Source organism: Crossiella sp. CA198, from assembly GCF_052078295.1.
Lineage (GTDB): Bacteria > Actinomycetota > Actinomycetes > Mycobacteriales > Pseudonocardiaceae > Crossiella.
The window spans coordinates 80536-105213 of record NZ_JBQJIM010000016.1; the positions used below are offsets into that span (position 1 = coordinate 80536).

Genomic DNA, 24678 nt, shown 5'->3' on the forward strand with positions numbered 1-24678 from the left:
CGCGGCAACCCCTCATGCCCTCCCGGGCTGAGGGGTTTTTGGTTGTCAGGGGCAGGCAAACGCAGAGGACATGACATGAGCACGGACCAGGACGCCGTTCCGGCGCACCGTTACACCGCCGCCATGGCAGGCGAGATCGAGCGCCGCTGGCAGGAGCGCTGGGAGTCCAGCGGCACCTTCCACGCGCCGAACCCGGCCGGGTCGCTCGCGGGTGACGGCGAAGTGCCTGCGGACAAGCTGTTCGTGCAGGACATGTTCCCCTACCCGTCCGGGGCCGGGCTGCACGTCGGGCACCCGCTGGGCTTCATCGGCACCGACGTGTTCGCCCGCTACTACCGGATGACCGGGCGCAACGTGCTGCACACGATGGGCTTCGACGCCTTCGGCCTGCCCGCCGAGCAGTACGCGGTGCAGACCGGGCAGCACCCGCGCAAGACCACCGAGGAGAACATCAACACCTACCTGCGGCAGATTCGCAGGCTGGGGCTGGGCCACGACGAGCGGCGGCGGATCTCCACCATCGACCCCGGCTACTACCGGTGGACCCAGTGGATCTTCCTGAAGATCTACAACTCCTTCTACGACACCGCGCTGGGCAAGGCCACGCCGATCGCCGAGCTGGAGACCGAATACGCCCAGGGCAAGCGGTCCACCCCGGACGGCCGCGGCTGGTGCGAGCTGACCGTGGCCGAGCAGGCGAAGATCATCGACTCGCAGCGGCTGGCCTACCTGTCCGAGGCGCCGGTCAACTGGTGCCCTGGGCTGGGCACCGTGCTGGCCAACGAGGAGGTCACCGCGGACGGCCGCAGCGAACGCGGCAACTTCCCGGTGTTCCGCCGCAACCTGCGCCAGTGGATGATGCGGATCACCGCCTACGCCGACCGCCTGGTCGACGACCTGGACCGGCTGGACTGGCCGGAGAAGATCAAGTCCATGCAGCGCAACTGGATCGGGCGCTCGCACGGCGCCAGGGTCCGGTTCGCGGCCGGGGACAGCGCGATCGAGGTCTTCACCACCCGGCCGGACACCCTGTTCGGCGCCACCTACATGGTGCTGGCGCCCGAGCACCCGCTGGTCGACCAGATCGCTTCGGCGCAGTGGGCCGAAGACATCGACGCGCGCTGGACCTCCGGCGCGGCCACCCCCGGCGCGGCGATCGAGGCCTACCGGGCCGCGGCGGCCCGCAAGTCCGAGCTGGACCGGCAGGAGAACAAGGACAAGACCGGCGTGTTCACCGGCGCGTACGCGGTGAACCCGGTCAACGGCAAGCAGATCCCGGTGTTCATCGCCGACTACGTGCTGATGGGCTACGGCACCGGCGCGATCATGGCGGTGCCCGGCCAGGATTCCCGCGACTGGGACTTCGCCACCGCCTTCGGCCTGCCGATCATCCGCACCGTGCAGCCGGGCGAGGGGCACGAGGACGGGCCGTTCCTGGGCGATGGACCGGCGATCAACTCCGAGTTCCTGGACGGCCTGGCCGTCGGCGAGGCGAAGAAGACGATCATCGAGTGGCTGCAGGAGCGCGGCGCCGGTGAGGGCACCGTGCAGTACAAGCTGCGCGACTGGCTGTTCTCCCGGCAGCGCTACTGGGGCGAGCCGTTCCCGGTGGTCTACGACGAGGACGGCCGGGTGCACGCGCTGCCGGAGTCGATGCTGCCGGTGGAACTGCCCGAGGTCGACGACTACTCGCCGCGAACCTTCGAGCCCACCGACGCCAACTCCGAGCCCTCGCCGCCGCTGTCCCGCGCGACCGAGTGGACCACGGTCGAGCTGGACCTGGGCGACGGGCTGAAGAAGTACCGCCGGGACACCAACACCATGCCGAACTGGGCAGGTTCCTGCTGGTACCAGCTGCGCTACGTGGACCCGGACAACAGCGAGCGGTTCGTGGACCCGGCCAACGAGGCGTACTGGCTGGGCCCGCGCCCGGCCGAGCACGGCGCCACCGACCCTGGCGGCGTTGACCTGTACATCGGCGGCGTGGAGCACGCGGTGCTGCACCTGCTGTACTCCCGGTTCTGGCAGAAGGTGCTGTTCGACCTGGGCGAGGTCAGCTCGGACGAGCCCTACCGCAAGCTGTTCAACCAGGGCTACATCCAGGCCTACGCCTTCACCGACGCGCGCGGCAGCTACGTCAACGCGCACGAGGTGGAGGAGATCGACGGGAAGTTCTTCTGGCAGGGCCAGGAGGTCAACCGCGAGTACGGGAAAATGGGCAAGAGCCTGAAGAACGTGGTCACCCCGGACGAGATGTGCGACGGCTACGGGGCCGACACCTTCCGGCTGTACGAGATGTCCATGGGCCCGCTGGAGGTCTCCCGCCCCTGGGCGACCAAGGACGTGGTCGGCGCCCAGCGCTTCCTGCAGCGGCTGTGGCGCAACCTGGTGGAGGAGAGCACCGGCGAGCTGCGGGTCACCGATGACGCCCCGGACGAGACCGCGCTGCGGCTGCTGCACAAGACCATCGCCGGGGTCCGCGAGGACTACGCGGCCATGCGCTACAACACCGCCGCGGCCAAGCTGATCGAGCTGAACAACCACGTCACCAAGGCGTACTCGGCCGCGGCCGGCACCCCGCGCACACTGGCCGAACCGCTGGTGCTGATGCTGGCCCCGCTGTGCCCGCACCTGGCCGAGGAGCTGTGGTCCAGGCTGGGCGCGGACACCTCACTGGCGCACGGCCCGTTCCCGCAGGCCGAAGAGCGGTACCTGGTCGAGGACAGCATCGAGTACCCGGTGCAGGTCAACGGCAAGCTGCGGTCCAAGGTCGTGGTGGCCGCCTCGGCCGGTCAGGACGAGATCAAGGCCGCGGTGCTGGCCGATGAGAAGGTGGTGGCCCTGCTGGACGGCGGCGCACCGCGCAAGGTGATCGTGGTGCCCGGCAGGCTGGTCAACCTGGTCGTGTGATCGAGACTGGTCAGGAGGTCGGCTCTGGCAGGCCGACCTCCCGGCCCAGTTCGGCGATCATCGACTCGAACAGGGTCTCGGCGTTGTTGAGGGCGAACGGGAAGCGGCCGAAGACCTCCAGCGCCACGTGCCCGTAGAGCCGGACCCAGCACTGCAGGATCAGGTAGACCGTGGACAGGCCGAGCTGGTCAGCGGTCAGTTCGACGCCGGTCTCGGCCAGGGATTTCAGCAGGTCCTCGCGGTAGCCGCGCAGGTCGTCCACGAGTGCGGCAGGCACCTCGTTGGTGCCTGCGGCCAGTGACTCGTTCTCGGCCAGCATCTTGCCGGCCACGCCGAGGAAGACCTTGCCGAACTGGTCCTCGCCCAGGGTCTTGCGGCCGCCGCGGGAGCTGTTGTTGACCTCCACCTCGGGGGAGGCGAAGACCAGCGCGAACTCCTGCGGGTGGGCCAGCGCCCAGTGCCGGAAGGAGCGGAAGACGGTGAAGACCTTGCCGACCACGTTGCCCTCGGGCACCGCGGCGAGCTGCGGGCGCAGGTCCTCGGCCAGGTCCGCGCAGATGTCCTCGACCAGTTGACGGAGCAGGTCCTCGCGCGAGTCGTAGTAGCGGTAGAGGGCCGGTGCGGTGATGCCCAGCTCGCGCGCGATGGCGCGCAAGGTCACCGCGTCTCGGCCGTGCCCCACCAGCAGGCGACGGGCCGCCGCACGGATATCACGCTCGGTGTGAGCGCGCAGCCGTTCTCGGCGGGTGGCCTCCGTCATAGTTCACCCCTTCGGGTTGTAAACACCGTTCACTCTCGCCTATGGTCACCGACGGTAGGTGAACACCGTTTACTGACCTCGCGTTCAACAGGCACGGTAGCCGCTGGCTACGCCACCCGACCAGTTTTGCCGGAGGGCCGGAAATGTTCCTTTCCTGGGGATCGGTGGTGCATCGGCGCCGCTGGGTGGTGCTCGTCGCCGCCGCACTGCTGACCATTCTCGGCGGCGCGTGGGGCAGCGGCGTCTTCGACAAGCTCACCCAGGGTGGTTACGAGGACCCGACCAGCCAGGCGATCACCGCGGTCAAGACCGCGGACGCAGCGCTGGGGCGGCAGACCGGCGATGTGGTGGTGATCTACGAGGCCCCCAACGGCGGCTCGATCGACGATCCGGCGCTCGGCCAGAAGATCAACGACAAGCTCAAGGATCTGCCGAGTTCCGAGGTCAGCCGGGTGGTCTCCTACTGGATGATCCCGGACCCGGCCATGCGCGCGGCCTTCGCCGACACCGGGCACAAGCGCGGCCTCGCGGTGATCACGCTGACCGCGGGCGATGACTCGAACAAGATGCTGCGGGCCTACGAGAAGATCAAGGACAAGCTCGCCGTCGACGGCGTGACCAGCCAGATCGGTGGCTTCGCGCCCACCGGTGCCGCGATCAACACCAGCTCGCAGAACGACCTGATCACCGCCGAGCTGGTGGCGGTGCCGATCACCCTGCTGCTGCTCGTGCTGATCTTCGGCGGCCTGGTCGCCGCCGCGCTGCCGGTGCTGGTCGGCGGCCTGTCCATCCTCGGTTCGCTGGGCCTGCTCAACCTGCTGACCAGCTTCGTCGAGGTGAACACCTTCGCGGTGAACGTGGCCAGCCTGCTCGGCCTGGGCATGGCGATCGACTACGGGCTGTTCATGGTCGGCCGCTTCCGCGAGGAACTGGCCACCGGCCGCGAGCCCAAGGACGCGGTGCGCCGCACCGTGGCCACCGCAGGCCGCACGGTCGCCTTCTCGGCAACGCTGCTGGTCATCGCGCTGGCCGGACTGCTGCTGTTCCCGCAGGGCTTCCTCAAGTCGGTCAGCTACGGCGGCATGGCCGCGGTCGCCATCGCCGCACTGGTCTCGCTGACCCTGCTGCCCGCGCTGCTGGCCGTGCTCGGCCGCAAGGTCGACGCGCTCGCCCTGCCCTGGCGCAAGCGGGCCGCGACCAAGTCGGTGGAGGAGGAGGGCCGGGGCTGGCGCAAGCTGGGCCTGGCCGTGATGAAGCGCCCGCTGCTGTTCGCGGTGCCGATCATCGCGGGTCTGCTGCTGCTCGGCACGCCGTTCCTGTCGGCCAGCTTCGGCGAGGTCACCGAGAAGGTGCTGCCCGCTGGCAACCCGGCCAGGGTCACCGCGGAGACGCTGAACCGGGACTTCCCCTCGGTGAGCAAGGACGCGGCGCAGATCGTGTTGCAGGGCAAGGACGGCAAGGCCCCGGACCAGGCGGCGGTGCAGAAGTTCGTCGGCGAGGTCGGCAAGGTCTCCGGCGTCACCAACGTGGCGCCCTCGGGCGCGGGCAAGGACGTGGTCACGCTGACCGCGAAACTGCCCGGCGACGTGCTCAGCGACCAGGCAAAGAACGCGGTCAAGGAGATCCGGAACCTGACCCCGCCCACCGACACCAAGGTGCTGGTCGGCGGCATCAGCGCCCGGGTGCTGGACAGCCTCAACGCGATCACCGCCGGCCTGCCCTGGATGGTGCTGGTTATCGTCGGCGCCACCCTGGTGCTGATGTTCCTGGCCTTCGGCTCGGTGCTGCTGCCGATCAAGGCCGTGGTGATGAGCGCGCTCAGCCTCTCCGCCACCTTCGGCGTGCTGACCTGGGTCTTCCAGGACGGCCACGGCGCGGACCTGCTGAACGTGACCCCGGGTCCATTGGAAGCGGGCATCGTGGTGCTGATGGCGGCCGTGGTCTTCGGCCTGTCCACCGACTACGAGGTCTTCCTGATGTCCCGGATGGTCGAGGCCAAGAGCAAGGGCGCCAGCAACGAGGAGGCGGTGGCCACCGGCCTGGCCCGCACCGGCCGGGTGATCAGCTCGGCCGCGGTGCTGCTCATCGTGGTGACCGGCGCCTTCGCCTTCGCCGAGGTCACGATGATGCGCTTCGTCGGCGTCGGCATGATCCTGGCCCTGGCCCTGGACGCCACCGTGGTGCGGATGCTGCTGGTCCCGGCGGTGCTCAAGCTGATGGGCAACGCGGCCTGGTGGGCCCCTGGTCCGCTGCGCCGGTTGCAGCAGCGGGTGGGCATCCAGGAGAGCGACGACATCGAGGAGAACCCGAAGTCCCAGGCGCCGCAACCAGTGCGCTGACTTGTGATCGCGGCGCCCGGACACCTCTGTCCGGGCGCCGTCGCGTCTGATCAAGATTCACGTGAAACCAGCTCAGCGGAACAACGCGGCGCCCAGTGGCCGGTCCGGGCTGAAGCCGGGCAGCACCAGGAAGGTGCCGGACGCGGTCGCGGTGGCATAGCGCATCAGCGCGTCGCCCTCGTCCAGCCGGTGCTGGGTGGCCACGAAGGTGCGCAGTTCGCGCTGGAAGCAGACGAAGAGCAGGCCGCGGTCGGCCGGGCCGTCGTCGTAGCTGTAGGAACGGCGCAGCATCAGGCCGGAACCCGAGGTCAGCGGGTGTGCCCGGCGGACGTGCGAGTCGGCGGGCACCAGGTACTCGCCGTCGGCGGACTTCGCGGTCAGGTCGATCTCGGCCGCGGGCCCGCCGCCGGAGAGCGGTTCCGAGCTGTCCCGGCGCCGCCCGAACACCGCTTCCTGCCGCGGCACCGGCTGGGCCAGGAAGCCGGGGACGTCCAGGCGCAGGCGGCGGATGACCGCGATGGTCGCGCCGGAGTCGAGCCAGACCTCGCGGCGGAGTTCCTCATCCCCGCGCGGGACCACGATGCCGTCGGTGAAGCCGAAGATGTTGCGGGCCGCGCCGTCCGGGCGGGACTCGCCGCGGAAGGCGGTCTGCCGCCAGCGGGGGCGCAGGTCCAGGCCGCGCAGGAGTTCGGTGACCGCGAGTGAGACGACCAGCGGGTCGCCGGCGCAGACCTGGAGCATGAGGTCGCCGCCGCGGTGGCCGGGGCGGATCTGTTCGCGGGCGAACGCGGGTAGGTCGGTCGCGCCGGGCTGACCAGGGGCGATGGTGGCGATCACGCGCGGGCCGATGCCGACGGTGATGGTGAGGTCAGCGGGGGGCAGGCCCGCGAGGGCGCCGGGGACGGTGGCCAGGGCCGCCGGGGTGCTCGGGGCCGGGGGCAAGGGCGCTGGTGTGCCGGGGGCGTCGGCTGCTGTGGCGGGCGCGGGAGTGGGATTCGTCATCGCTGTGATGCGCTCGCCGAGGGTGCGCAGGAGTGCTCGCCAGTCCGCGCCGGGGGCGTCCCACACCGAGAAATCGCAGTGCCGCTGGGCGATCGCCGGGCTGGCCACGCCTGCCTGGTGCGGGCCATGCGTCCGCGGGCCACTCGCCGGGGTGGCCGGTGCGTCCGGGAGGTGGCAGCCGGCCAGCAGGCCGGTGGCGCCCAGGCCCAGGAGCAGGCCGCGGCGGGACAGCGGTGGCGTCACGGGGCGCATTGTGCCGGGGGGAAATGGCTACTCCGGGCTACTGGGCGGGAAAGTCGCCCGACCGTGGTCCCCCTTCGAGTGAGGCTTGCGGTGGAAGGGGGTTTCCGGGGCTTTGCTGGCCCTAGGATTCCGGCGCTGTGCGAGCCGTTTTCCTGCGTGCCGCCGGTCTGCTCGCGGTTATCGTGCTCGGCTCCGGATGTGCTTCGGGCACTGCCGGTCAAGGCCCGGTCCGCCCCGCCACCGACGGCCCGACCACTGTCCGGGTGCCCCGTGACGCGCCCACGATCCAGGCCGCGGTGGATGCCGCGCGCGAAGGTGATCTGGTCCTGGTCTCCCCCGGCGTTTACCGGGAGACGGTCCAGATCAAGCGGGCCAACCTGGTGCTGCGCGGGGCTGAGCGCAATGCGGTGATCATCGACGGCGAGGTGCGGCGGGCCAACGGGATCGTGGTCACCGCGCCGGGTGTCGCGGTGGAGAACCTGACCGTGCGCAACCACACCCTCAACGGGGTGCTGGTCACCGGCATGTCCGACACCGCGGGCGGGGTGGCCAGGGGCAGCACCGGGTACCGGCGGCTGGACACCTCGGTCTTCCCGCCGCTCAAGGGTTTCCGGATCTCCTACGTCACCGCGGGCAACAACGCGCTCTACGGCATCTACGCCTTCGACGCCCAGCACGGGATCATCGAGAACAACTACGCCTCGGGCAGCGCGGACTCCGGCATCTACGTCGGCCAGTGCAAGCCCTGCCACATCGTGGTGCGGGACAACGTGGCCGAGCGCAACGCGGTGGGCTACGAGGGCGCCAACGCCTCCACCGGGATGTACGTGCTGCGCAACCGGTTCGTGGCCAACCGGGTCGGGCTGACCAGCAACTCCGACTACCAGGAAGCCCTGGTGCCGCAGGAGAACGCGGTGATCATGGGCAACCTGATCGGCAACAACGCCGAACCCGCCTCGCCCGCGCAGGCCGACGGTGGCTTCGGGCTGGGCATCGGCATCGCCGGGGGCAGCCGGAACCTGGTGTCCCGCAACCGGATCGTCGGCAACCCGGCCGCCGGGCTGGTGCTGGCCTCCAGCGAGGACCTGCCGCCCAACGGCAACCGGATCGAGGGCAACGTGTTGTCCGCCAACGGGATCGACCTGGTCTACGCGGCCTCCGCCCGCGCGCCCGGCGCGGGGAACTGCCTGCGGGACAACCGGATCGGCGTCACCCTGCCCGCCAGGCTGGACACCGTGCTGGCCTGCCCGCAGCCGGAGACCGCCCGGCCAGGGGTGCCCGCGCCCCGGCTGCCCGCGCCGAGGGGCATCTCCTTCCGCGCGGTGGTCCAGCCACCGCACCTGCCCGACCTGCCCTCGGCCGCCACCGCACCGGGTGTGCCCGCCAGTGCCGAACTGCCGCCGGTCGACCTCGATCGGATCTCGGTGCCCGAGACCGCCTTCCTCGCCGACTGCTCTGGAGTTCGACTGTGAAACCCCGCCGGGTCCGGCTCATCGCCGCCATCATCGTCTTCGCGCTGCTCCTGGTCCCGCTGCTGGGTGTGCTGATGAGCTGTGCCCGTCCCGGTGAGGCCATGCCGCGCTCGCTCAGCGGCGCCGAGGCCGAACGGCTGGCCCTGGTGCGTTTCATCAACTACGAGTCGCGGACCTCCTCGGTGCGCGCGGCGGTGCCCAGCGCGGCAGGCGTGCTGGTGCTGGACGGGCGGGTCGACTTCGTCGAGCACATCGGTTACGCCGCGATGCGCACCGAGGGTCGCTCCGACGCCGCCTCGGCCGGACTGCTCCAGTGGAACCCGGAGGTGCTGGCCTTCCGCGCGGGCACCGGTCAGGTCGCGGCCGATCCGGTGCCCGGCAACGGCTGGCAGGTCCGGCCGGTCCAGCGCGCCGGCAACGACCTGGACACCGCGCTGAACCTGCTGGTCAACCTGGCCGCGGACCGGCCGGACAACGCTCAGCTGCTGCAGCAGAGCAGTGCCCGCTGGCTGCGTGCGGACAAGGTCGGCGACACCGCGGTGGATGTGTTCGAGGGGCCGCAGCAGCCGGGCAAGGAAGCCACCGGGCGGCTGCGCTACTGGGTGGGCGGGGACGGACGGCTACACCGGCTGGAGGCCCGGATCGGGACCAGCGAGCAGCCCGCGCTGATCGACTTCAGGCCCAATGCGGCGCCGATCACACCGATTCCGGCGATTCGGGCTTGAACCTGACGCGACGTCAGCTCCTACCGTCATCGACGTGAACGGGGAAACCAAGCGGTGGAGCGTCGGGGAACTGGCGCGGGCCACCAGACTGACCGTCCGCACGCTGCACCACTACGACCAGATCGGGCTGGTGCGGCCGAGCGAACGGACCTCGGCAGGCCACCGCCGGTACACCGCCGCTGATCTCCAGCGGCTGTACCGGGTGCGCGCGCTGCGTTCCTTCGGCCTCTCGCTGGAGGACGTGGGCGCCGCGCTGCAGGGGGCCGCCGCCGATCCCGAGGTGCTGCGCGAGGTGCTGCACACCCAGCTCGGCCAGCTCGACAACCAGGTTCGCGCCGCCCAGCGGCTGCGCGAGCAGGTGCGTTCGCTGCTGGAACGGCTGGACGGATCGGTCTCCCCGGACGCCGCGGAGTTCCTACAAGTGCTGGAGTCGATGACGATGATCGAGAACTACTACACCGAGGAGCAGCTCGACCAGCTGGCCCGCCGCCGGGAGGAGATCGGCGAGGAGACCATCAAGGAGGCCGAGAACGAATGGCCACGGCTGTTCGCCGAGATCGACGCCCTGATGGCCGAGGGCGCCGCGCCGACCGACGAGCGCGCGGTGCGCGTGGTCGGGCGGATGGACGAGCTGATCTTCGCCTTCCACGGCGGGGATGAGGGCATCAAGGCCGCGGTGGAGAAGATGTGGGCCGAGCAGGGCGAGCAGATGCGGGCGCAGCTGCGTGAGCAGCAGTGTGGCCCGTCCGCCGAGACGGCCGCGTTCCTGGACGCGGTGCGCGCGGCCAGGGGCTGAAGTTGTGCACCGATCCCCGGACAAGCTGTGGACAACTGGGGATCAGTTGTGGAGAAACCTGCTGGCAGGTTGCTCCTCGTGGGTGAAAATTGCCGCTCTGAGCTGCATGTTCTAGTTATCCACAGCTTGGTCGCGGCCAGTTTGTAACGCGGACTGAGTAGTCCTGCGGATTTACCAACGTGTGCCCAGGCCGCACCCTGTCGCACATGACCGCTCAACCGGTGTTGCGTGTGGCGCAGGAACTCCGCGAGATGGGCCTGCGGCTGCAGGCGCTGGAAACGGAGCTGCGCTCCGCGGTGCAGGCAAGCACGGGACAGGCGCCGCCCGTGCAGGCCGCCCCGCCGCCACCGGCTCCGACCAGGCAGTTCCCGGCTCCGGCCGGGCTGCCGCCGACGATCCAGGCCCCCATGCCGATGCCGGTCCCGATGGGGCCGCCGCCGGTGCCGATGGGCCTGCCGCCGGGCGCGATCCCGCCCTGGCAGCCCCCGCCACCACCCCCGCCGATGGACCCGGCCGCGCGGCAACGCCGCAACAGCCGGATCGTCACCTGGGTCGGTGGCGGCGTCACCCTGCTCGGCCTGGTGTTGTTCCTGGTCCTGGCCGCGCAGCGGGGCTACTTCGGGCCGGTGCCCAGGGTGGTCGGCGGTGCGCTGCTCGGGCTGGCGCTGGTCGGGCTCGCACTGCGGGCCTACACCCGGCCCGGCGGGCGGACCACCGGGTACGCGCTGGCGGCCACCGGCTTCGCCGCGCTCTACCTGGACATCGTCGCGGCCACCTCACTGCACGACTTCCTGCCCGCGCAGGGCGGACTCCTCGCCGGACTCGTGGTCACCGCGGCCGGGCTGTGGCTGGCGGTGCGCTGGGACGCCCAGCCGCTGGCCGTCGGCGTGGTGCTGGGCGCCGCGCTCAGCGCGCCGATGCTGACCATGGCCTTCACCCCGCTGCTGGTCGGTTTCCTGATGGTGCTCGCCCTGGCCGCCGCCCCGGTGCAGCTGATCCGGCAGTGGTCCGGACTGATCGCCGCGGCCACGCTGCCCGCGCTGCTCGGCTCGGTGGCCGCCAGCCTGCGTGCCATCCTCACCGCCGAGGAGCAGTACGCCACCATCGCGGTCGGCTTTGGCGCCGCGGTGCTGGCCATGCTGCTGGCCGCGGCCGCCGCCCGGCTGCGGCCCAGCGACCCGGTGCCGCTGGTGGTGCTGGCCTCGGCCGCGGTGCCGCCGCTGCTGTCCGCCGGCATCCTCAACCAGGTCGGCGCGACCAGGGCCGCCATCGGCTTCGCCCTGGTGGCCTTCGCCTTCGCCGCCGCGGGCAAGTGGCTGACCAGGCGGTTCGCCATCACCTCCGCCGCACTCGGATTGATCGGCATATTCCAAGCGATCATGACCTACGCCGAGGGCAACTCCCGCTCGCTCACCCTGCTCGGCTGCGCGCTGCTGCTGGCCGGACTGGCCTGGTGGCAACGCAGCAGGCTGCCGCTCTTCGGCGCCCTCGGCTACGCCTGGACCGGGCTGTTCGCCGCGCTGATCGGCACCATCCCGGTCAAGCTGCTCATCCGCGAACCGCTCGCGCCGGTCGAGGTGAGCACGCCGGTGGCCGGGCTGCTGCTGGCCGCGGTGGCGGTGGCGGTGCCGGTGGCCGCCTACCGCAGCGGGCTGCTGCGCGGTCCGGCGGAAAGCGCGGACCAGCGGCCACTGTGGCTGATCGCGGCGGTGATCGCGCTCTATGGCACGGCCACCGCGGTGCTCGGCACGGCGCTGCTCGCGCTGCCCGACCGGGACGGCTTCCTCACCGGGCACGTGCTGGTCACGCTCAGCTGGACCGCGGCCGCACTGGTGCTGCTGCTGCGCGGCATCCGCTCGGCGCACCTGCGGGTCACCGGGATGGTGCTGCTCGGCATCGCGCTGGCCAAGCTGTTCCTGTTCGATCTGGCCGCGCTGGACGGACTGGCCAGGGTGGCCGCGGTGCTCGGCGCCGGACTGGTGCTGCTGGTGGTCGGCACCCGGTACGCCCGGCTGGTGGCCGCGGTGAAGGAAGAGGGCGAGGTCGCGAGCTAGAACGGCACGCCGCAGCGGAGCAGGATGTTGGCGTACGGGCCTGGCCTCGCCGGTCCGCACGACCAGCTTCGCGCCGGAGACCCGGCGCTTGAACTCCTCGTGGTCCACCCGCTCCAGCTCGGGCAGCCGCTCGGCCATGGCCACCGCGCAGCTCGGGTTGGCCGCGCTCATCTCGCTGGCCACCAGCGCGCTCTCCACGACCAGCTCGCGCAGCAACCCGTCCAGCACGTCCAGGAAGGTCGGCACGCCGAAGGAGAAGGCCAGGTCGATCAGCTTGGGGCCGTCCGGGATGGGCAGGCCGCAGTCGGCGATCACCAGTTCGTCGGTGTGACCGAGCCGGGCCAGCGCGGCACTCAGCTCGGCGTGCAGGATGCCGCCGCGTTTCACGCGTGCACCTCGCCGCGGGTCGGGTAGGAGGGCTGCGCGCCGGGGCGGGTCACCGAGATCGCCGCCGCGTGCACCGCGAAGGTGGCCGCGGCCAGCAGTTCCTCCCCGGCGGAGAGCCGGGCGGCCAGCGCGCCGGCGAAGGCATCGCCCGCACCGGTGGTGTCCACCGGGCTGACCCGGGGCGCGGCCACCGTGGACACGCAGTCCGGGGTGGCCACCACCGCGCCGCGGCCGCCGAGGGTCACCACCACCGAACGCGGCCCGAGCGCGAGCAGCGCCTCGGCCAGCGCCGGACCGTCCGCGCTGGTGGTCTCCGCGCCGAGCAGCCAGCCTGCCTCGTGCTCGTTGACGATCAAGGGGTCCAGCGCGGCCAGTGCGTCCGCGGTGAGCGGGCCGGGCGGGGACAGGTTGAGCACCGTGCGCACCCCGGCGGCACGGGCCAGTTCGATGGCGCGCAACGCGGCGGGCATGGGCACTTCCAGGGACACCAGCACCACGGTGGAGATGGCGATCACCGAGGCGGCGCGGTCGATGTCCGCGGTGGTGAGGGTGCCGTTGGCGCCGGGTGAGACCACGATCGAGTTCTCCCCGTCCGGGGTGACCGTGATGTGCGCGATGCCGGTGGGCCGGTCGGGCGTGCGCACGTGTTCGGTGCGCACCCCCGCCGACCGCATCGACTCCAGCAACAGCTGGCCGTGCTCGTCATCGCCGACCGCGCCCAGGAAGGCCACCCCGGCGCCGAGCCGGGCAGCCGCGACCGCCTGGTTCGCGCCCTTGCCGCCGGGTGAGACCCGCAGGTCAGAGCCCAGCACGGTTTCACCGGCGGCAGGGCGCCGAGCCACCGTGGTCACCAGGTCCGCGTTGGCGGACCCGACCACCACGATGTCGGTGAGCGCGGTCAGCGATGTGATCACTTCTTGAACTCGGCCAGGTTGTCCTTGGTGATGACCTTGACCGGGACGGAGATCTTGGCCTCGGTCTTCTCGCCCTTGGCCGCCTTCACCGCCTGCTCGATGGCGAGCTTGCCCAGCTCGGCGGGCTGCTGCGCCACGCTCGCGGAGAGCTTGCCCGACTCGATGGCCGTGATCGCGTCCGCGGTGCCGTCGAAGCCGACGACCTTGACGTCCTTGCCCGCGCGGTCACCCAGTGCCTGCACCGCGCCAAGGGCCATGTCGTCGTTCTCGGCGAAGACGCCCTTGGTGCCTGCCTGCGCCTGCAGCAGGTCGGTGGTCACCGACATGCCCTTGGCCTTCTCGAACTCCGCGGTCTGGGTCGCGGCGACCTTGATCCCGGCGGCGTTCTTGATGTTGGTGGTGAAGCCCTGGCCGCGGTCGCGGCTGGCCGAGGTGCCGAGCACGCCCTGCAGGTGCAGCACGTCGCCGGCGCCGACCAGCTTGGCCAGGGTGTCCGCGGCGAGCTGGCCGCCCTGGACGTTGTCCGAGGCGATCGAGGCGGCCACGGTGGCGTTGTTGATCGTCCGGTCCACCGCGATGACCGGGATCTTGGCGTTCTCCGCGAGCTTGGCGGCCGGGGTCGCCTGGTCGGAGTCGACCGGGTTGATGATGATCGCCTTGACGCCCTGGCTGACGAAGTTCTGCACCTGGGAGAGCTGGGTGGCAGCGTCGTTCTGCGCGTCCTGGACGACCAGCTTCACCTTGGCGCCGTCCGCGGCCTTCTGGGCCGCGTCCCGCAGGGTGGTGAAGAAGGTGTTGGACAGCGTCGACAGGGTCACGCCGATCACGGTCTCGCCGGAACCGGAGTTGCCGGTGCCTGCGCCGCCGCCGCATGCCGCGGTGAACGCCAGGGTCGACGCCGCCAGGGTGGCGAACACGGCGCGGTTGAGCATCTTCATTCGGGGTTACCTTTCCTTGCCTACCGGGTGGGGGCCGGTGGAATCAAAGGGTGGTGCTCAGTTGTTCAGGAACTCGCGGACGTTCGCCTTGGTGACGACCCGGACCGGGATCTCGATGAGGTTCCGGACGGTCTGACCCTTGAGGTAGCGAACCGCCTGCTCAACCGCCTGACGGCCCAGTTCCCTCGGCTGCTGCGCCACAGTGGCGGCCATCTTGCCGCTGTCCACCGCGGCCAGCGCCTCGGGCGTGCCGTCGAAGCCGACGATCTGGAAGTCCTTGCCCGCGCGCTCGCCCAGTGCCTGCACCGCGCCAAGGGCCATGTCGTCGTTCTCGGCGAAGAGGCCCTTCACCCCGGACTTGGCGGTGACCATGTCGGTGGTCACCGACATGCCCTTGGCCCGGTCGAACTCGGCGGTCTTGGACAGCGCGATGCGGACACTGGAGCGCAGCGCCAGACCCTGCTGGAAGCCCTCCCCGCGGTCCCGGCTGGCCGAGGTGCCCAGCAGGCCCTGCAGGTGCAGCACCTCGCCGGGACCGGTGGCCTTGGCCAGCGCGGCGGCCGCCTCGACCCCGCCCTGCACGTTGTCCGAGGAGACCTCCGAGATCACCCGGCCACCGGTGACCGCGCGGTCCACCGCGACCAGCGGGATGCGCGCGTTCTCCGCCGCGATGGCCGCGGGCTTGGACTGCTCGGTGTCCACCGGGTTGAGCAGGATCGCCTTGACCCGCTGGCTCACCAGGCTCTGCACCTGGGTGAGCTGGGTGGTCGCGTCGTTGTTGGCGTCCATGTAGATGACCTTGACGCCCTGCTCCTTCTCGCCCTGCTGGACGCCCTCCTTGAGCTGGAGGAAGAAGGGGTTGGTCAGGGTGGAGGACGCGAAACCGATCACGATCTCCCCACCTGGGGCTGGGGTGTTCGCGTCACTGCTGGGATCGCAGGCGGCGATGAACACGAGTGCGGCGGCGGTCGCGGCGGCGAGGATGGCCCGCCTGGAGTGCCTCATTGCGGAGTGTCCCTTTCTGCTGGTCCTCATCGGTCAGCGACTGCGGCGGCGAAGGGTGTCAACCAGGACGGCCACGGCGATTACCACGCCGATCACGACCTGTTGCCAGAAAGGAGAAACCTGGACCAGGTTGAGCCCGTTGCGCAATACCGCGAGGACCAGAGCTCCGACGAAAGCGCCGCTGGCCCGCCCAACTCCGCCCGAAAGGGAGGCTCCGCCGATGACCACGGCGGCGATCGCGTCCAGCTCGTACCCCACAGCGGCCTGCGGCCCGGCGGAGCCGAGCCGGCCGGCCAGCAGAATGCCCGCGATGCCCGCGAACAGCCCGGACAGCGCGTAGATGATCAACTTGTTCTTGCGGACGTCGATGCCGGAGAGCATCGCCGCCTCCTCGTTGCCGCCGATCGCGTACATCGTGCGGCCCGGGTAGGTCCGGTTGAGGATGAAACTTGTGAGCGCCAGCACACCGAGCATCACCAGCAGCGGCACGGGCAGGAAGGCGCCGATGGTGGAGCCCAGGAAGGTCACCTCGTCCGGGGTGACCTTGGGCGCGCCCTGGGAGACCACCAGGGTCAGGCCGCGGGCCACGCTGAGCATGGCCAGGGTGGCGATGAAGGCGGGCAGCCTGCCGTAGCTGACCAGCACGCCGTTGATCAGGCCGGCCAGCGCGCCCACGCCCAGGCCGGCGATCAGCGCCAGCCAGCCGGGCAGACCGGTCTCGGCCGCGGTGTAGGCGGCCACGATGCCGGACAGGGCCGCCACGCTGCCGACCGAGAGGTCGACGCCGGCAGAGACGATCACGAAGGTCTGGCCGAAGGCGAGCACCGCGACCACCGCGGCCTGCACACCGACGTTGAGCAGGTTCTGCGCGGTCAGGAAGGTCGGGGTGAGCAGGCTCAGGGTGACTACGAGCAGCAGCAGGCCACCAAGCGCGCCGTTGTCCGACAGCAGCCGCCCGAGGTCGGGACCCTTCCGCCGCTGGGTGGTTCCGGTGGTGGTGGTCATGCCCGCTGCTCCCGTGTGCTGTCGACGGTGATCCCGCCGGTTTCGTCCTGGTCCTGCCGGTTCTGCGCTTCGAGCTGCTCAGCCTGCTCGGCCTCGTTCCAGGCCGCGCTGAAGCTGGGCACCCGCCGCCGGGCCGCCGGGTCGGAGACGGCCAGCGCCATCACCGAGTCCTGGGTGGCCTCGGCCGCGCTGAGTTCGCCTGCCACCCGGCCACCGGCCATCACCAGCACCCGGTCGCTCATCCCGATCACCTCGGGCAGGTCGCTGGAGATCAGCACCACCGCACGCCCGTTGGCGGTCATCTGGTTGATCAGCTCGTAGATCTCGACCTTGGCGCCCACGTCCACGCCGCGGGTCGGCTCGTCGAGCACGAGCACCTGCGGGTCGGCCAGCAGCCACTTGCCGATGGCGATCTTCTGCTGGTTGCCGCCGGAGAGTTCCTTGACGGTCTGGCCCAGCCCGGCGCAGCGCACCCGCAGCTTGCCGGAGATCTCCTCGGCCTTGCGCGCCTGCCCGCGCCGGTCGATCAGGCCGAGGTGGCTGGTCCCGCGCAGGGTCACCAGGCCGAGGTTCTCCCCGACACTGGAGGTCAGCACCAGGCCCTGGCCCTTGCGGTCCTCCGGCACCAGGCCCAGCCCGGCCCGCATGGTCGCCTGCACGTTGCCTGCCGGCAGTTGCCGTCCGGCCACCTCGACCCGGCCCGAGTCGTAGCCGTCCACGCCGAAGACCGCGCGGGCCACCTCGGTCCGGCCGGAGCCGACCAGGCCGGCGATGCCGAGCACCTCACCGGCCTTGACCTCGAAGGAGACATCGGCGAATGCGCCCTTGCGGCACAGCTTGTGCACCTTGAGCGCGACCGCACCGCCCTCTTCGGCCCGGCGCGGGTACTGCTCCTCGATGGTCCGCCCGACCATCAGCTGGACCATCTCGTCCTCGGTGGACCCGGCGGGCAGCACGCCCACGCTGCGCCCGTCCCGGAGCACGGTGATCCGGTCCGCGATCCGGCGGATCTCCTCCAGGTGGTGGGTGATGAACACCAGGCCGACGCCCTGCCGCCGGAGCTGGTCCATGATCTCCAGCAGCCGGTCGGTCTCGCTCTCGGTGAGCACCGCGGTGGGCTCGTCCAGCACCAGGATCCGGGCATCCTGATCCAGCGCGCGGGCGATCTCCACCATCTGCTGCTGGGCGATGCCCAGCTTGCTCAGCGGGGTGGCCGGGTCGACCTTGAGCCCGACCCGCTCCAGCAGCGGCACCGCGTCCCGGCGCATCCGCCGGTGGTCGATGACGCCGAAGCGGCGCGGCTGGCGGCCCAGGAACAGGTTCTCCGCCACCGAGAGCTGCCCGACCAGGGTCAGCTCCTGGTAGATCACGGCCAGGCCGAGCGAGCGGGCGTGCAGCGGCGAGGTGATCTTCACCTGCTCGCCGGCCAGGAACACCTTCCCTGCATCCGGCTTGTGCACCCCGGCGAGCACCTTGACCAGCGTGCTCTTGCCAGCCCCGTTCTCCCCGAGCAGGACGTGCACCTCGCCCGCGCGCACCTCGAGATCCACATCGGCCAGCGCGAGCGCGCCGGTGAACCGCTTGGTGACACCTTCGACGCGGAGCAGGACGCTCATGCAATTCCTCCGTGTTCGCCACACGAGCCGCGGGCGATCAACTTGGCCGACAGACTCACGTTCTTCGCGCGCTCGCCCGAGATGAGCCCGAGCAGTTCGCGCACTGCCGCGCTGCCCATCTCCTCGGTGGGCTGGGCGACCACGGTGATCGGCGGCTCGAACAGCGGGAACCAGGCCAGGTCGTCGTAGACGGCCAGGCCGACGTCGTGGGGCAGCCGCAGCCGCCGCCTGCGCAGCTCTTCGAGCGCGCCAAGGCCCATCAGGTTGTCCATCGCCACCAGCACGCTGGGCGCGTCCGGCAGGTCCAGCAGCTCACCGGCCGCGCGGGCGCCGCTGGCCCGGCGGAAGTCGCCGTGCGCGATCTGGGTGGCCTGCGCGGCCAGGCCCAGCTCGGCCAGTGCCGAAGTGAACGCGGCCAGCCGCTCCCGGCCGGTGCTGGTGTTCTCCGGCCCGGCGATCACGCCGATCCGCCGGTGCCCCAGGCTCAGCAGGTGCTTGGCCAGCTCGCGCAGCGCGGCCACGCCGTCGGCCCTGATCACCGGGGCGTCGCTGGCCGGCACCGCGCGGTCGAGCAGCACCAGCGGCACGCCGCTGTCGGTGATCTCGGCCAGCCATTCCGGATCGTCGCTGGCCGGGCACACCAGCAGGCCGTCGACCCGGCGGTCCAGCAGGGTGCGCACGTAGCGGCGCTGCTGCTCATCGCTCTCATCGGCGTTGCCGAAGACCACGCAGTAGCCGTGCTTGCGCGCCTCGTCCTCGACCGCCCTGGCGATCTCGCCGAAAAAGGGGTTCAGCAGATCGCTGATCACCAGCCCCAGGGTCTGGGTGCTGTGCATGCGCAGGGACCGGGCCAGCACGTTGGGCCGGTACCCCAGTTCCGCGACCGCGGTGAGCACGCGTTCGCGAGTGGCGTCAGTGGGCGCGGCATGGCCGTTCAGTACCCGGGACACCGTGGCGGTGGAGACGCCAGCACGTAGTGCGACGTCCTTCATGGTCGCCAACGACCCGATCCTCCAGACGTGGGTGGGGAAGTCCCCCGTCGTGTATCTGACTTACTACGTTCCGTTGTGTATTCGATTACATGCCAAGGTTATTCGATTACACAAGCCGCCGAAAGTTCTGTATCGCTTCAGTAGCCAACAGATCACGAAGGGTTAACCCGTGCGAGATGTAGGTATTCGCACGGATGTCTCGGCGGGTCCGTACCGGGCAGAGTGTGTGTCGTGGGAGCCGGAAGTGCGCCTCCCCCGCCACTCCCGCGGTGTGGCTGGCGGAGGCGCATCCAGGTCTTTTCCGTGCACAGGGTGCCTGCTCCGCCGTCGCGGGCAGCACGAGGGGGTGGACGGGAGAGAACAAGTCAGTGTCAGGGGCGGGTCGAGGGGGCCTGCCGGGGGACGACTGACAACAGAAGGGCCGCCATCTGGGGAGATGGCGGCCCTTCGGCTTGTGTCAGCTAGCCCAGGTCAGGCGCTGTCGGTGCGCCGGCGTCGCCGGTTGGCCAGCAGCATCAGCCCGGCGCCGCCGCCCAGGGCCAGCAGGCCCAGTGCGATCAGCCACCCGACGTCGGCGCCGGTGTCGGCCAGCTTGCCCTGGTCCGCCACCGGAGCGGGCCACGGACCGGGACCGGGCCCAGGACCGGGACCGGGTGCGGGTGCGGGCTTCGGCGCGAGCAGGCCCGCGTCGATGGTGAGGTTCTCCCGCTGGCCCGGTCCGAGGGCGACCGGCTTGGCGCAGCCGGTGGCCGGATCGGCGTCGGAGTCCTTCGCCGGATCCCCGGCCGCCGCCTTGGCCGGCAGGTAGCCGGCCAGTGCGGACGGCAGGCTCTTCAGCCCGAAGCAGACCGTGTAGCTGCCGTCCGGCACTCCCTCGACCAGGTACTTGCCGTCCTTGCCGGTGCTGGTCTCCTTGACGGTCTTGCCGTCCTTGTCGACCACCTTCACCGGCACGCCGGGCACCCCTGGCTCATCCGGGTCCTGCAGGCCGTTGCCGTTCTTGTCCACCCAGACGTAGTCGCCGAGCCGGTTCACCGGCGCCGCGATGCCCGCGTCCAGGGTCAGGTCCTCCGGCTTGTCCACACCGAGCGTCGTGGTCTTGGTGCACCACGTCGCCGGGTCGACATCGGAGTCGGTGTCGGCCGTGCCCGCGTTCTGCACGGTGACCTGGAAGTCGCCGTAGGGCGCGGGAAGCGACTTGCCGTCGAAGCACACCTGGTAGGTGCCATCCGGCAGCTTGCCGAAGAGGTACTTGCCCTGGGCATCGGTCTTGGTGGTCGCCAGCTGCTTGCCGCCGGCGTCCTTGAGCACCGCGGTCACCCCGGCCACCGGCTTCTCCCCGGCCTCCTGGATGCCGTTGCGGTTGGCGTCCACCCACACGTAGTCACCGAGCCGGTTCGGCACCCGGAGACCCGCGTCGACGGTGAGCACCTCGCGCTTGCCCACACTCAGCTCCACCGGGTTGGTGCAGCCGTCGGCGTTGGCATCGGAGTCCTTCGCGTCCGCCGAACCCGCGTCCTGCCTCGTGGTGAGGTAGCCCGCGTTGGCCGCAGGCAGGTTCTTCAGGTCGAAGCACACCTGGTACAGGCCGTTGGGCAGTCCCTCGAAGAGGTACTTGCCCTGCTCGTTCGTCTTCGTCGTGACCGTTTCGCCGTTGCGGTTGCTGACCTTCACCGGCACGCCGGGCACCGGGGATTCGCCCTGGTCCTGGACGCCGTTGCGGTTGGTGTCCACCCAGACGTAGTCGCCGAGGCGGTTCACCGGGGCCACCAGGCCCGCGTCCAGCGTCAGGTTCTCCCGCTTGCCGGTGCCCAGCCCGACCACCGGCGTGCACCCGGTGACCGGGTCCGCGTCGGAGTCCTTGCCGTCGTCACCGGAGTTCGCCGTGGTCAGCGTGTAGTCGCCGACGTTGGCCGGGAGCTTCTTGACGTCGAAGCACACCTGGTAGCTGCCATCGGGCAGATCGGTGAACAGGTACTTGCCCTGGGCGTCGGTCTTGGTGGTGGCCACCTCGGCCCCGCTGGCGGTCCGCAGCACCGCGGTCACCCCGGACACGGGGGTCTCGCCCGCGTCCTGGACGCCGTTCTTGTTCGCGTCGACCCAGACGTAGTCGCCGAGCCGGTTCACCGGGCGGATCAGCCCGGCGTCCAGGGTCAGGTTCTCCCGCTTGCCCGGTCCGAGGTCCACCGCTTCGGTGCACCCGGAGGCCGGATCGGCGTCGGAGTCCTGGCCGTCGTCACCGGCGTAGCGCTGGGTGACCTGGTAGTCGGCGAAGTCGCCGGGCAGGCCCTCGATGCCGAAGCAGACCGAGAACTTGCCGTCGGGCAGCTTGTCGAAGAGGTACTTGCCCTGCTCGTCGGTGGTGGTGCGACCCACCTCCGTGCCGCCGCCGTCCTTGACCACCACGGTCACCCCGGGCACCGGTAGTTCGCCGGCGTCCTGGAGACCGTCCTTGTTGCTGTCCACCCAGACGTAGTCACCCAGCTTGTTCGGCGGGTTGACCAGACCGGCGTCCAGGGTCAGGTTCTGCCGCTTGCCCGGACCCAGCTCGACCACCTCGGTGCAGCCGGTGACCGGGTCGGCGTCGGAGTCTTTCGCGTCATCTGCTCCGGTGTTGGCCTTGGTCGGCACGTAGTCACCGAGGTTGGCTGGCAGCTTGGTCAGGTCGAAGCAGACCTGGTAGACGCCGTCCTTCAGCTTGTCGAACAGGTACTGCCCGCTCGCGTTGGTCGTGGTGTTGCCGAGCACCGCGCCCGCACCGTCCTTGAGGATCACCGGCGCGCCGGCCACCGGGCTCTCCGGCGCGTCCTGGACGCCGTTCTTGTTCGCGTCGATCCAGACGTAGTCGCCGAGCCGGTTGCCCGGCCGGATACCCGCGTCCAGGGTCAGGTCCTCCCGTTTGCCCGGGCCGAGCGTGGTGCTCGCGGTGCAGCCGGTGGCCGGATCCGGGTCGGAGTCCTTGGCGTCCGCACCGCCGGCGTTCGGCCTGGTGAGCAGGTAGCCCTGGTACTCGGGCGCGAGGCCGGAAAGGTCGAAGCAGACCGAATAGGCGCCGTCGGGCAACGGGCTGATCAGGTACTTGCCGGTGGCGTCGGTGGTCGCGGTGCCGGCCGCGCTGCCGTCCGGCTTCTTCGCGGTCACCTTGACTCCTGGCACCGGCGGTTCACCGGTGTCCTGCACGCCGTTGCGGTTGGTGTCCACCCAGACCAGGTCACCCAGCTTGTTCGGCGGGGCGGCCGTGACACCGGCGTCGATGCTGTGGTCGTCCGCGCCCGCCGGGCCGACGGTGACGGTGGCCGCGCCGGTGGCCGGGTCGACGTTGGAGTCCACGGTCCGGCTGGACCCGGCCTCCTTGCCGGTCCAGTTCAGGGTGGCCGGTGGTGGCGCACCCGGCAGGCCCGAGGTGTCCGCGGCGGAGTAGTCGAACTTCACCGTGTAGCAGCTCTCCGGCTGCACCCCCTCGGCCGCGCCGAAGTAGTACTGGCCCTTGGCGTCGGTGGTCCTGGTGCCCAGCACCGTGGTGCTGCCGCAGGCCAGCAGGGTCGCCTTGACCCCGGGCAGCGCGGGCTCATCACCGTCCTGCACGCCGTCGGAGTCGGCGTCGAACCAGACCCGGTTGCCGATCTGCACCGGGGCCTGGTCGCAGAGCGCCTCCAGGTCGCCGAGGCCGTTGGCCTTGCCCCAGCCCTCGCTGGTCTCGTCCAGGACCTGGTAGGCGTTGGAGTGCTCCTCGTTCTGCATGGTGCCGTTGGTCCGGTCGAACCAGCCGATACCGCCGGAGCGGAAGTCCAGCGGGTCCATCACGGTCGCCGGCATCCGGCTCGCGCCGGGCACGATCGCCACCGCGCCCATCGCGGTCTCGGCGTGCCTGCGGAAGAACTCGCCGGGGTAGTACTCGACCACCGAGGCCGGCTCGTTGCCGTTGTCCGAACCGGTGTTGTTGTTCGGGCAGTTGGCCGCGGTGCCCTCCCAGGAGAAGCTGCCGCCTGCCTGCCTGCAGACCCGGTTGTAGTCACCGCCGATCACCGCGTTGTAGGTGGTGCCGCGGGCGCTGCCGTCCGGGGACGGGGTCTGCTGGCCGAGCTGGTCGCCGAAGCGGTCCCGGAAGCCGAGCACCAGGTCGCCGTCGGTCTCCACGCCGATGTCGGTCATCAGCGGCTGCGGGTAGGCCACGTTCTCCGACTCGCGGTCGAACTGGGCCTGCCGGTGGGTGATCCGGTTCAGGTCCCAGGTGTCCAGCCAGGGGTGCCAGGTGGTGCCGGAGTCGATGAAGGCCTCACCGCGCTGGAAGTCCAGCGTCTTGTTCACCACCGCGGCCCCGAAGGCGCCGCCGGTGAACGGGAACACCGCGGCCTTCACGTCGGCCAGCCGCTGGCTGGACCCGCCGGAGCAGACCCCGCCGACGTAGACCACGCCGTCCCTGGCGCCCAGTGCGCCGGGCCGCCAGTCCGCCGCACTGGCGCAGGCCGTCGCCGGGATGGCGTAGGAGCCCTTCGGCGCGCTCGCGGTGGCCGCGGTGGCGTCGTAGACGTAGAGCTTCTTGTCCGCCATGTTGACGACGTAGAGGTCCTTGCCGTCCTCGGAGATCTCCAGATCGCCCAGGCTCTCCTTGCCAGGCACGCCGAAGAACTTGCCGTCGAAGTCGGCGTTCATCGCGTGCGCGGTCGAGCCCGCGTTGGGCACCGTGGCGAACTGGCTGGTCGCGCCACCCACCGTGGTCACGTAGATCGCGCCTGCGCCGCCGGGGCCGTAGAGCCCGAGCCGCTTGGCGAAGGCGCCGGAGAACAACCGCTTGTCCGACTTGCGGTAGGCCATGCCGTAGACCGTGCCGGTCTGGCCCTGGTTGGCCAGCTGAGTGGGGGCCGGGGACTGCGCCCGCGCGGTGAAGGGGAAGCTCACCAGGGAGCGGGCGCCCGGGTTCTGCCCGACCAGCAGCGCGTCCCGTTCGCAGGCGGTGGCCAGCGTCGGGTTGGCCTGGCAGTAGTCGGCCGGGTTCCACACGCCCATGGTCAGGGCGACGTTCTTGCCCGCGGTGACGTCGACGAATTCGGTCAGCGAGGAAAGGCCCGTTCCGGCGGGTGCCGGCTTCAGGTAGGACTTGTCCGCGGGAATAGTCGCCTCAACGCGGTACTTGCCGCCGGTGACGCTTCCCAGTGCCACGGTCACCGCACCGTCGGCGCCGGTGTTCCCCGATGCCGAGCCGCCACTCGGATCGGTCACGGTCACCGGAATTCCGGCGACTCCCAGTTCCAGCGCAGGCTCATAAGTGCCATTGCCGTTGAGATCACGAACGACGCTCACGCGCAGGGTGCCATCGCCCGGACCCGCTGCCGCGGGTGCCGGGTGGACGAGGACAGCCGCGCTGGTCGCCGCAAGGGTGGCTGCTGCAACCAGCCCTATCGGTCTTCTCACGTCACGCTCCCGGGAATACGGTCACAGGAATTAGCTGAGTCGAAGATCGGCTCGCGCGCACGGTATTGCTCGGGAAGAGTGATGGGGGGTCACCAGCCAAGGTGAACT

At 70.6% G+C, this 24678-nt stretch carries 15 protein-coding genes and 1 pseudogene; 6 read left to right on the top strand and 10 right to left on the bottom strand.

The window, feature by feature from the left end; all coding sequences use genetic code 11:
• Window positions 1–75: 75 nt before the first annotated feature.
• On the top strand, window positions 76–2910 hold the full coding sequence (gene leuS, locus ACTOWY_RS26310) for a leucine--tRNA ligase (RefSeq protein ID WP_441312329.1): 2835 nt from the start codon (window positions 76–78) through the stop codon (window positions 2908–2910).
• A gap of 10 nt (window positions 2911–2920) precedes the next feature.
• Here the strand turns inward: leuS and ACTOWY_RS26315 are convergent, their stop codons facing one another.
• Entirely contained in the window at window positions 2921–3670 is a 750-nt protein-coding gene (locus ACTOWY_RS26315; protein WP_441312330.1) for a TetR/AcrR family transcriptional regulator, read from the bottom strand.
• A gap of 167 nt (window positions 3671–3837) precedes the next feature.
• Between ACTOWY_RS26315 and ACTOWY_RS26320 the strand changes: the two genes are divergently transcribed.
• Complete coding sequence (locus tag ACTOWY_RS26320) at window positions 3838–6009, top strand: MMPL family transporter (protein WP_441312331.1); 2172 nt, start codon at window positions 3838–3840, stop codon at window positions 6007–6009.
• A 72-nt stretch (window positions 6010–6081) separates the two neighbouring features.
• Here ACTOWY_RS26320 and ACTOWY_RS26325 read toward each other — a convergent pair whose 3' ends face one another.
• Complete coding sequence (locus tag ACTOWY_RS26325) at window positions 6082–7263, bottom strand: Dyp-type peroxidase (RefSeq protein WP_441312332.1); 1182 nt, start codon at window positions 7261–7263, stop codon at window positions 6082–6084.
• A 128-nt stretch (window positions 7264–7391) separates the two neighbouring features.
• On the opposite strand from ACTOWY_RS26325, the gene ACTOWY_RS26330 reads away from it, so the two are divergent.
• From ACTOWY_RS26330 to ACTOWY_RS26345, 4 genes are all read left to right on the top strand, one after another.
• Window positions 7392–8726, top strand: a complete 1335-nt coding sequence (locus ACTOWY_RS26330) for a right-handed parallel beta-helix repeat-containing protein (RefSeq protein WP_441312333.1) — start codon at window positions 7392–7394, stop codon at window positions 8724–8726.
• Complete coding sequence (locus tag ACTOWY_RS26335) at window positions 8723–9451, top strand: hypothetical protein (RefSeq protein WP_441312334.1); 729 nt, start codon at window positions 8723–8725, stop codon at window positions 9449–9451. Before ACTOWY_RS26330 ends, ACTOWY_RS26335 begins: the two co-directional genes overlap by 4 nt.
• Window positions 9452–9485: 34 nt before the next feature.
• Window positions 9486–10247: a MerR family transcriptional regulator gene (locus tag ACTOWY_RS26340; protein WP_441312335.1), complete on the top strand. Its 762-nt coding sequence runs from the start codon at window positions 9486–9488 to the stop codon at window positions 10245–10247.
• Between the two features lie 206 nt (window positions 10248–10453).
• Complete coding sequence (locus ACTOWY_RS26345; RefSeq protein WP_441312336.1) at window positions 10454–12301, top strand: DUF2339 domain-containing protein; 1848 nt, start codon at window positions 10454–10456, stop codon at window positions 12299–12301.
• Between the two features lie 96 nt (window positions 12302–12397).
• Here the strand turns inward: ACTOWY_RS26345 and rbsD are convergent.
• From rbsD to ACTOWY_RS26385, 8 genes and pseudogenes are all read right to left on the bottom strand, one after another.
• Window positions 12398–12688: pseudogene (gene rbsD, locus ACTOWY_RS26350) on the bottom strand (D-ribose pyranase); the annotation flags it as partial.
• On the bottom strand, window positions 12685–13602 hold the full coding sequence (gene rbsK, locus ACTOWY_RS26355) for a ribokinase (protein WP_441312337.1): 918 nt from the start codon (window positions 13600–13602) through the stop codon (window positions 12685–12687). The pseudogene rbsD and the gene rbsK, both read right to left, overlap by 4 nt.
• Window positions 13599–14540 (bottom strand): substrate-binding domain-containing protein, encoded by a 942-nt coding sequence (locus ACTOWY_RS26360; RefSeq protein WP_441312338.1) that lies wholly within the window; start codon window positions 14538–14540, stop codon window positions 13599–13601. The genes rbsK and ACTOWY_RS26360 overlap by 4 nt, the downstream gene beginning before the upstream one ends.
• 57 nt (window positions 14541–14597) lie before the next feature.
• Entirely contained in the window at window positions 14598–15545 is a 948-nt protein-coding gene (locus ACTOWY_RS26365) for a substrate-binding domain-containing protein (RefSeq protein WP_441312339.1), read from the bottom strand.
• 33 nt (window positions 15546–15578) lie between these two features.
• Window positions 15579–16550 (bottom strand): ABC transporter permease, encoded by a 972-nt coding sequence (locus tag ACTOWY_RS26370; protein ID WP_441312340.1) that lies wholly within the window; start codon window positions 16548–16550, stop codon window positions 15579–15581.
• Window positions 16547–18166: a sugar ABC transporter ATP-binding protein gene (locus ACTOWY_RS26375; RefSeq protein ID WP_441312341.1), complete on the bottom strand. Its 1620-nt coding sequence runs from the start codon at window positions 18164–18166 to the stop codon at window positions 16547–16549. Before ACTOWY_RS26375 ends, ACTOWY_RS26370 begins: the two co-directional genes overlap by 4 nt.
• The gene (locus ACTOWY_RS26380; protein ID WP_441312461.1) at window positions 18163–19158 is read right to left on the bottom strand and encodes a LacI family DNA-binding transcriptional regulator; all 996 of its coding nucleotides are present in this window, start codon (window positions 19156–19158) and stop codon (window positions 18163–18165) included. The genes ACTOWY_RS26375 and ACTOWY_RS26380 overlap by 4 nt, the downstream gene beginning before the upstream one ends.
• Before the next feature lie 471 nt (window positions 19159–19629).
• The gene (locus ACTOWY_RS26385; RefSeq protein WP_441312342.1) at window positions 19630–24459 is read right to left on the bottom strand and encodes an SdrD B-like domain-containing protein; all 4830 of its coding nucleotides are present in this window, start codon (window positions 24457–24459) and stop codon (window positions 19630–19632) included.
• Window positions 24460–24678 lie beyond the last annotated feature (219 nt).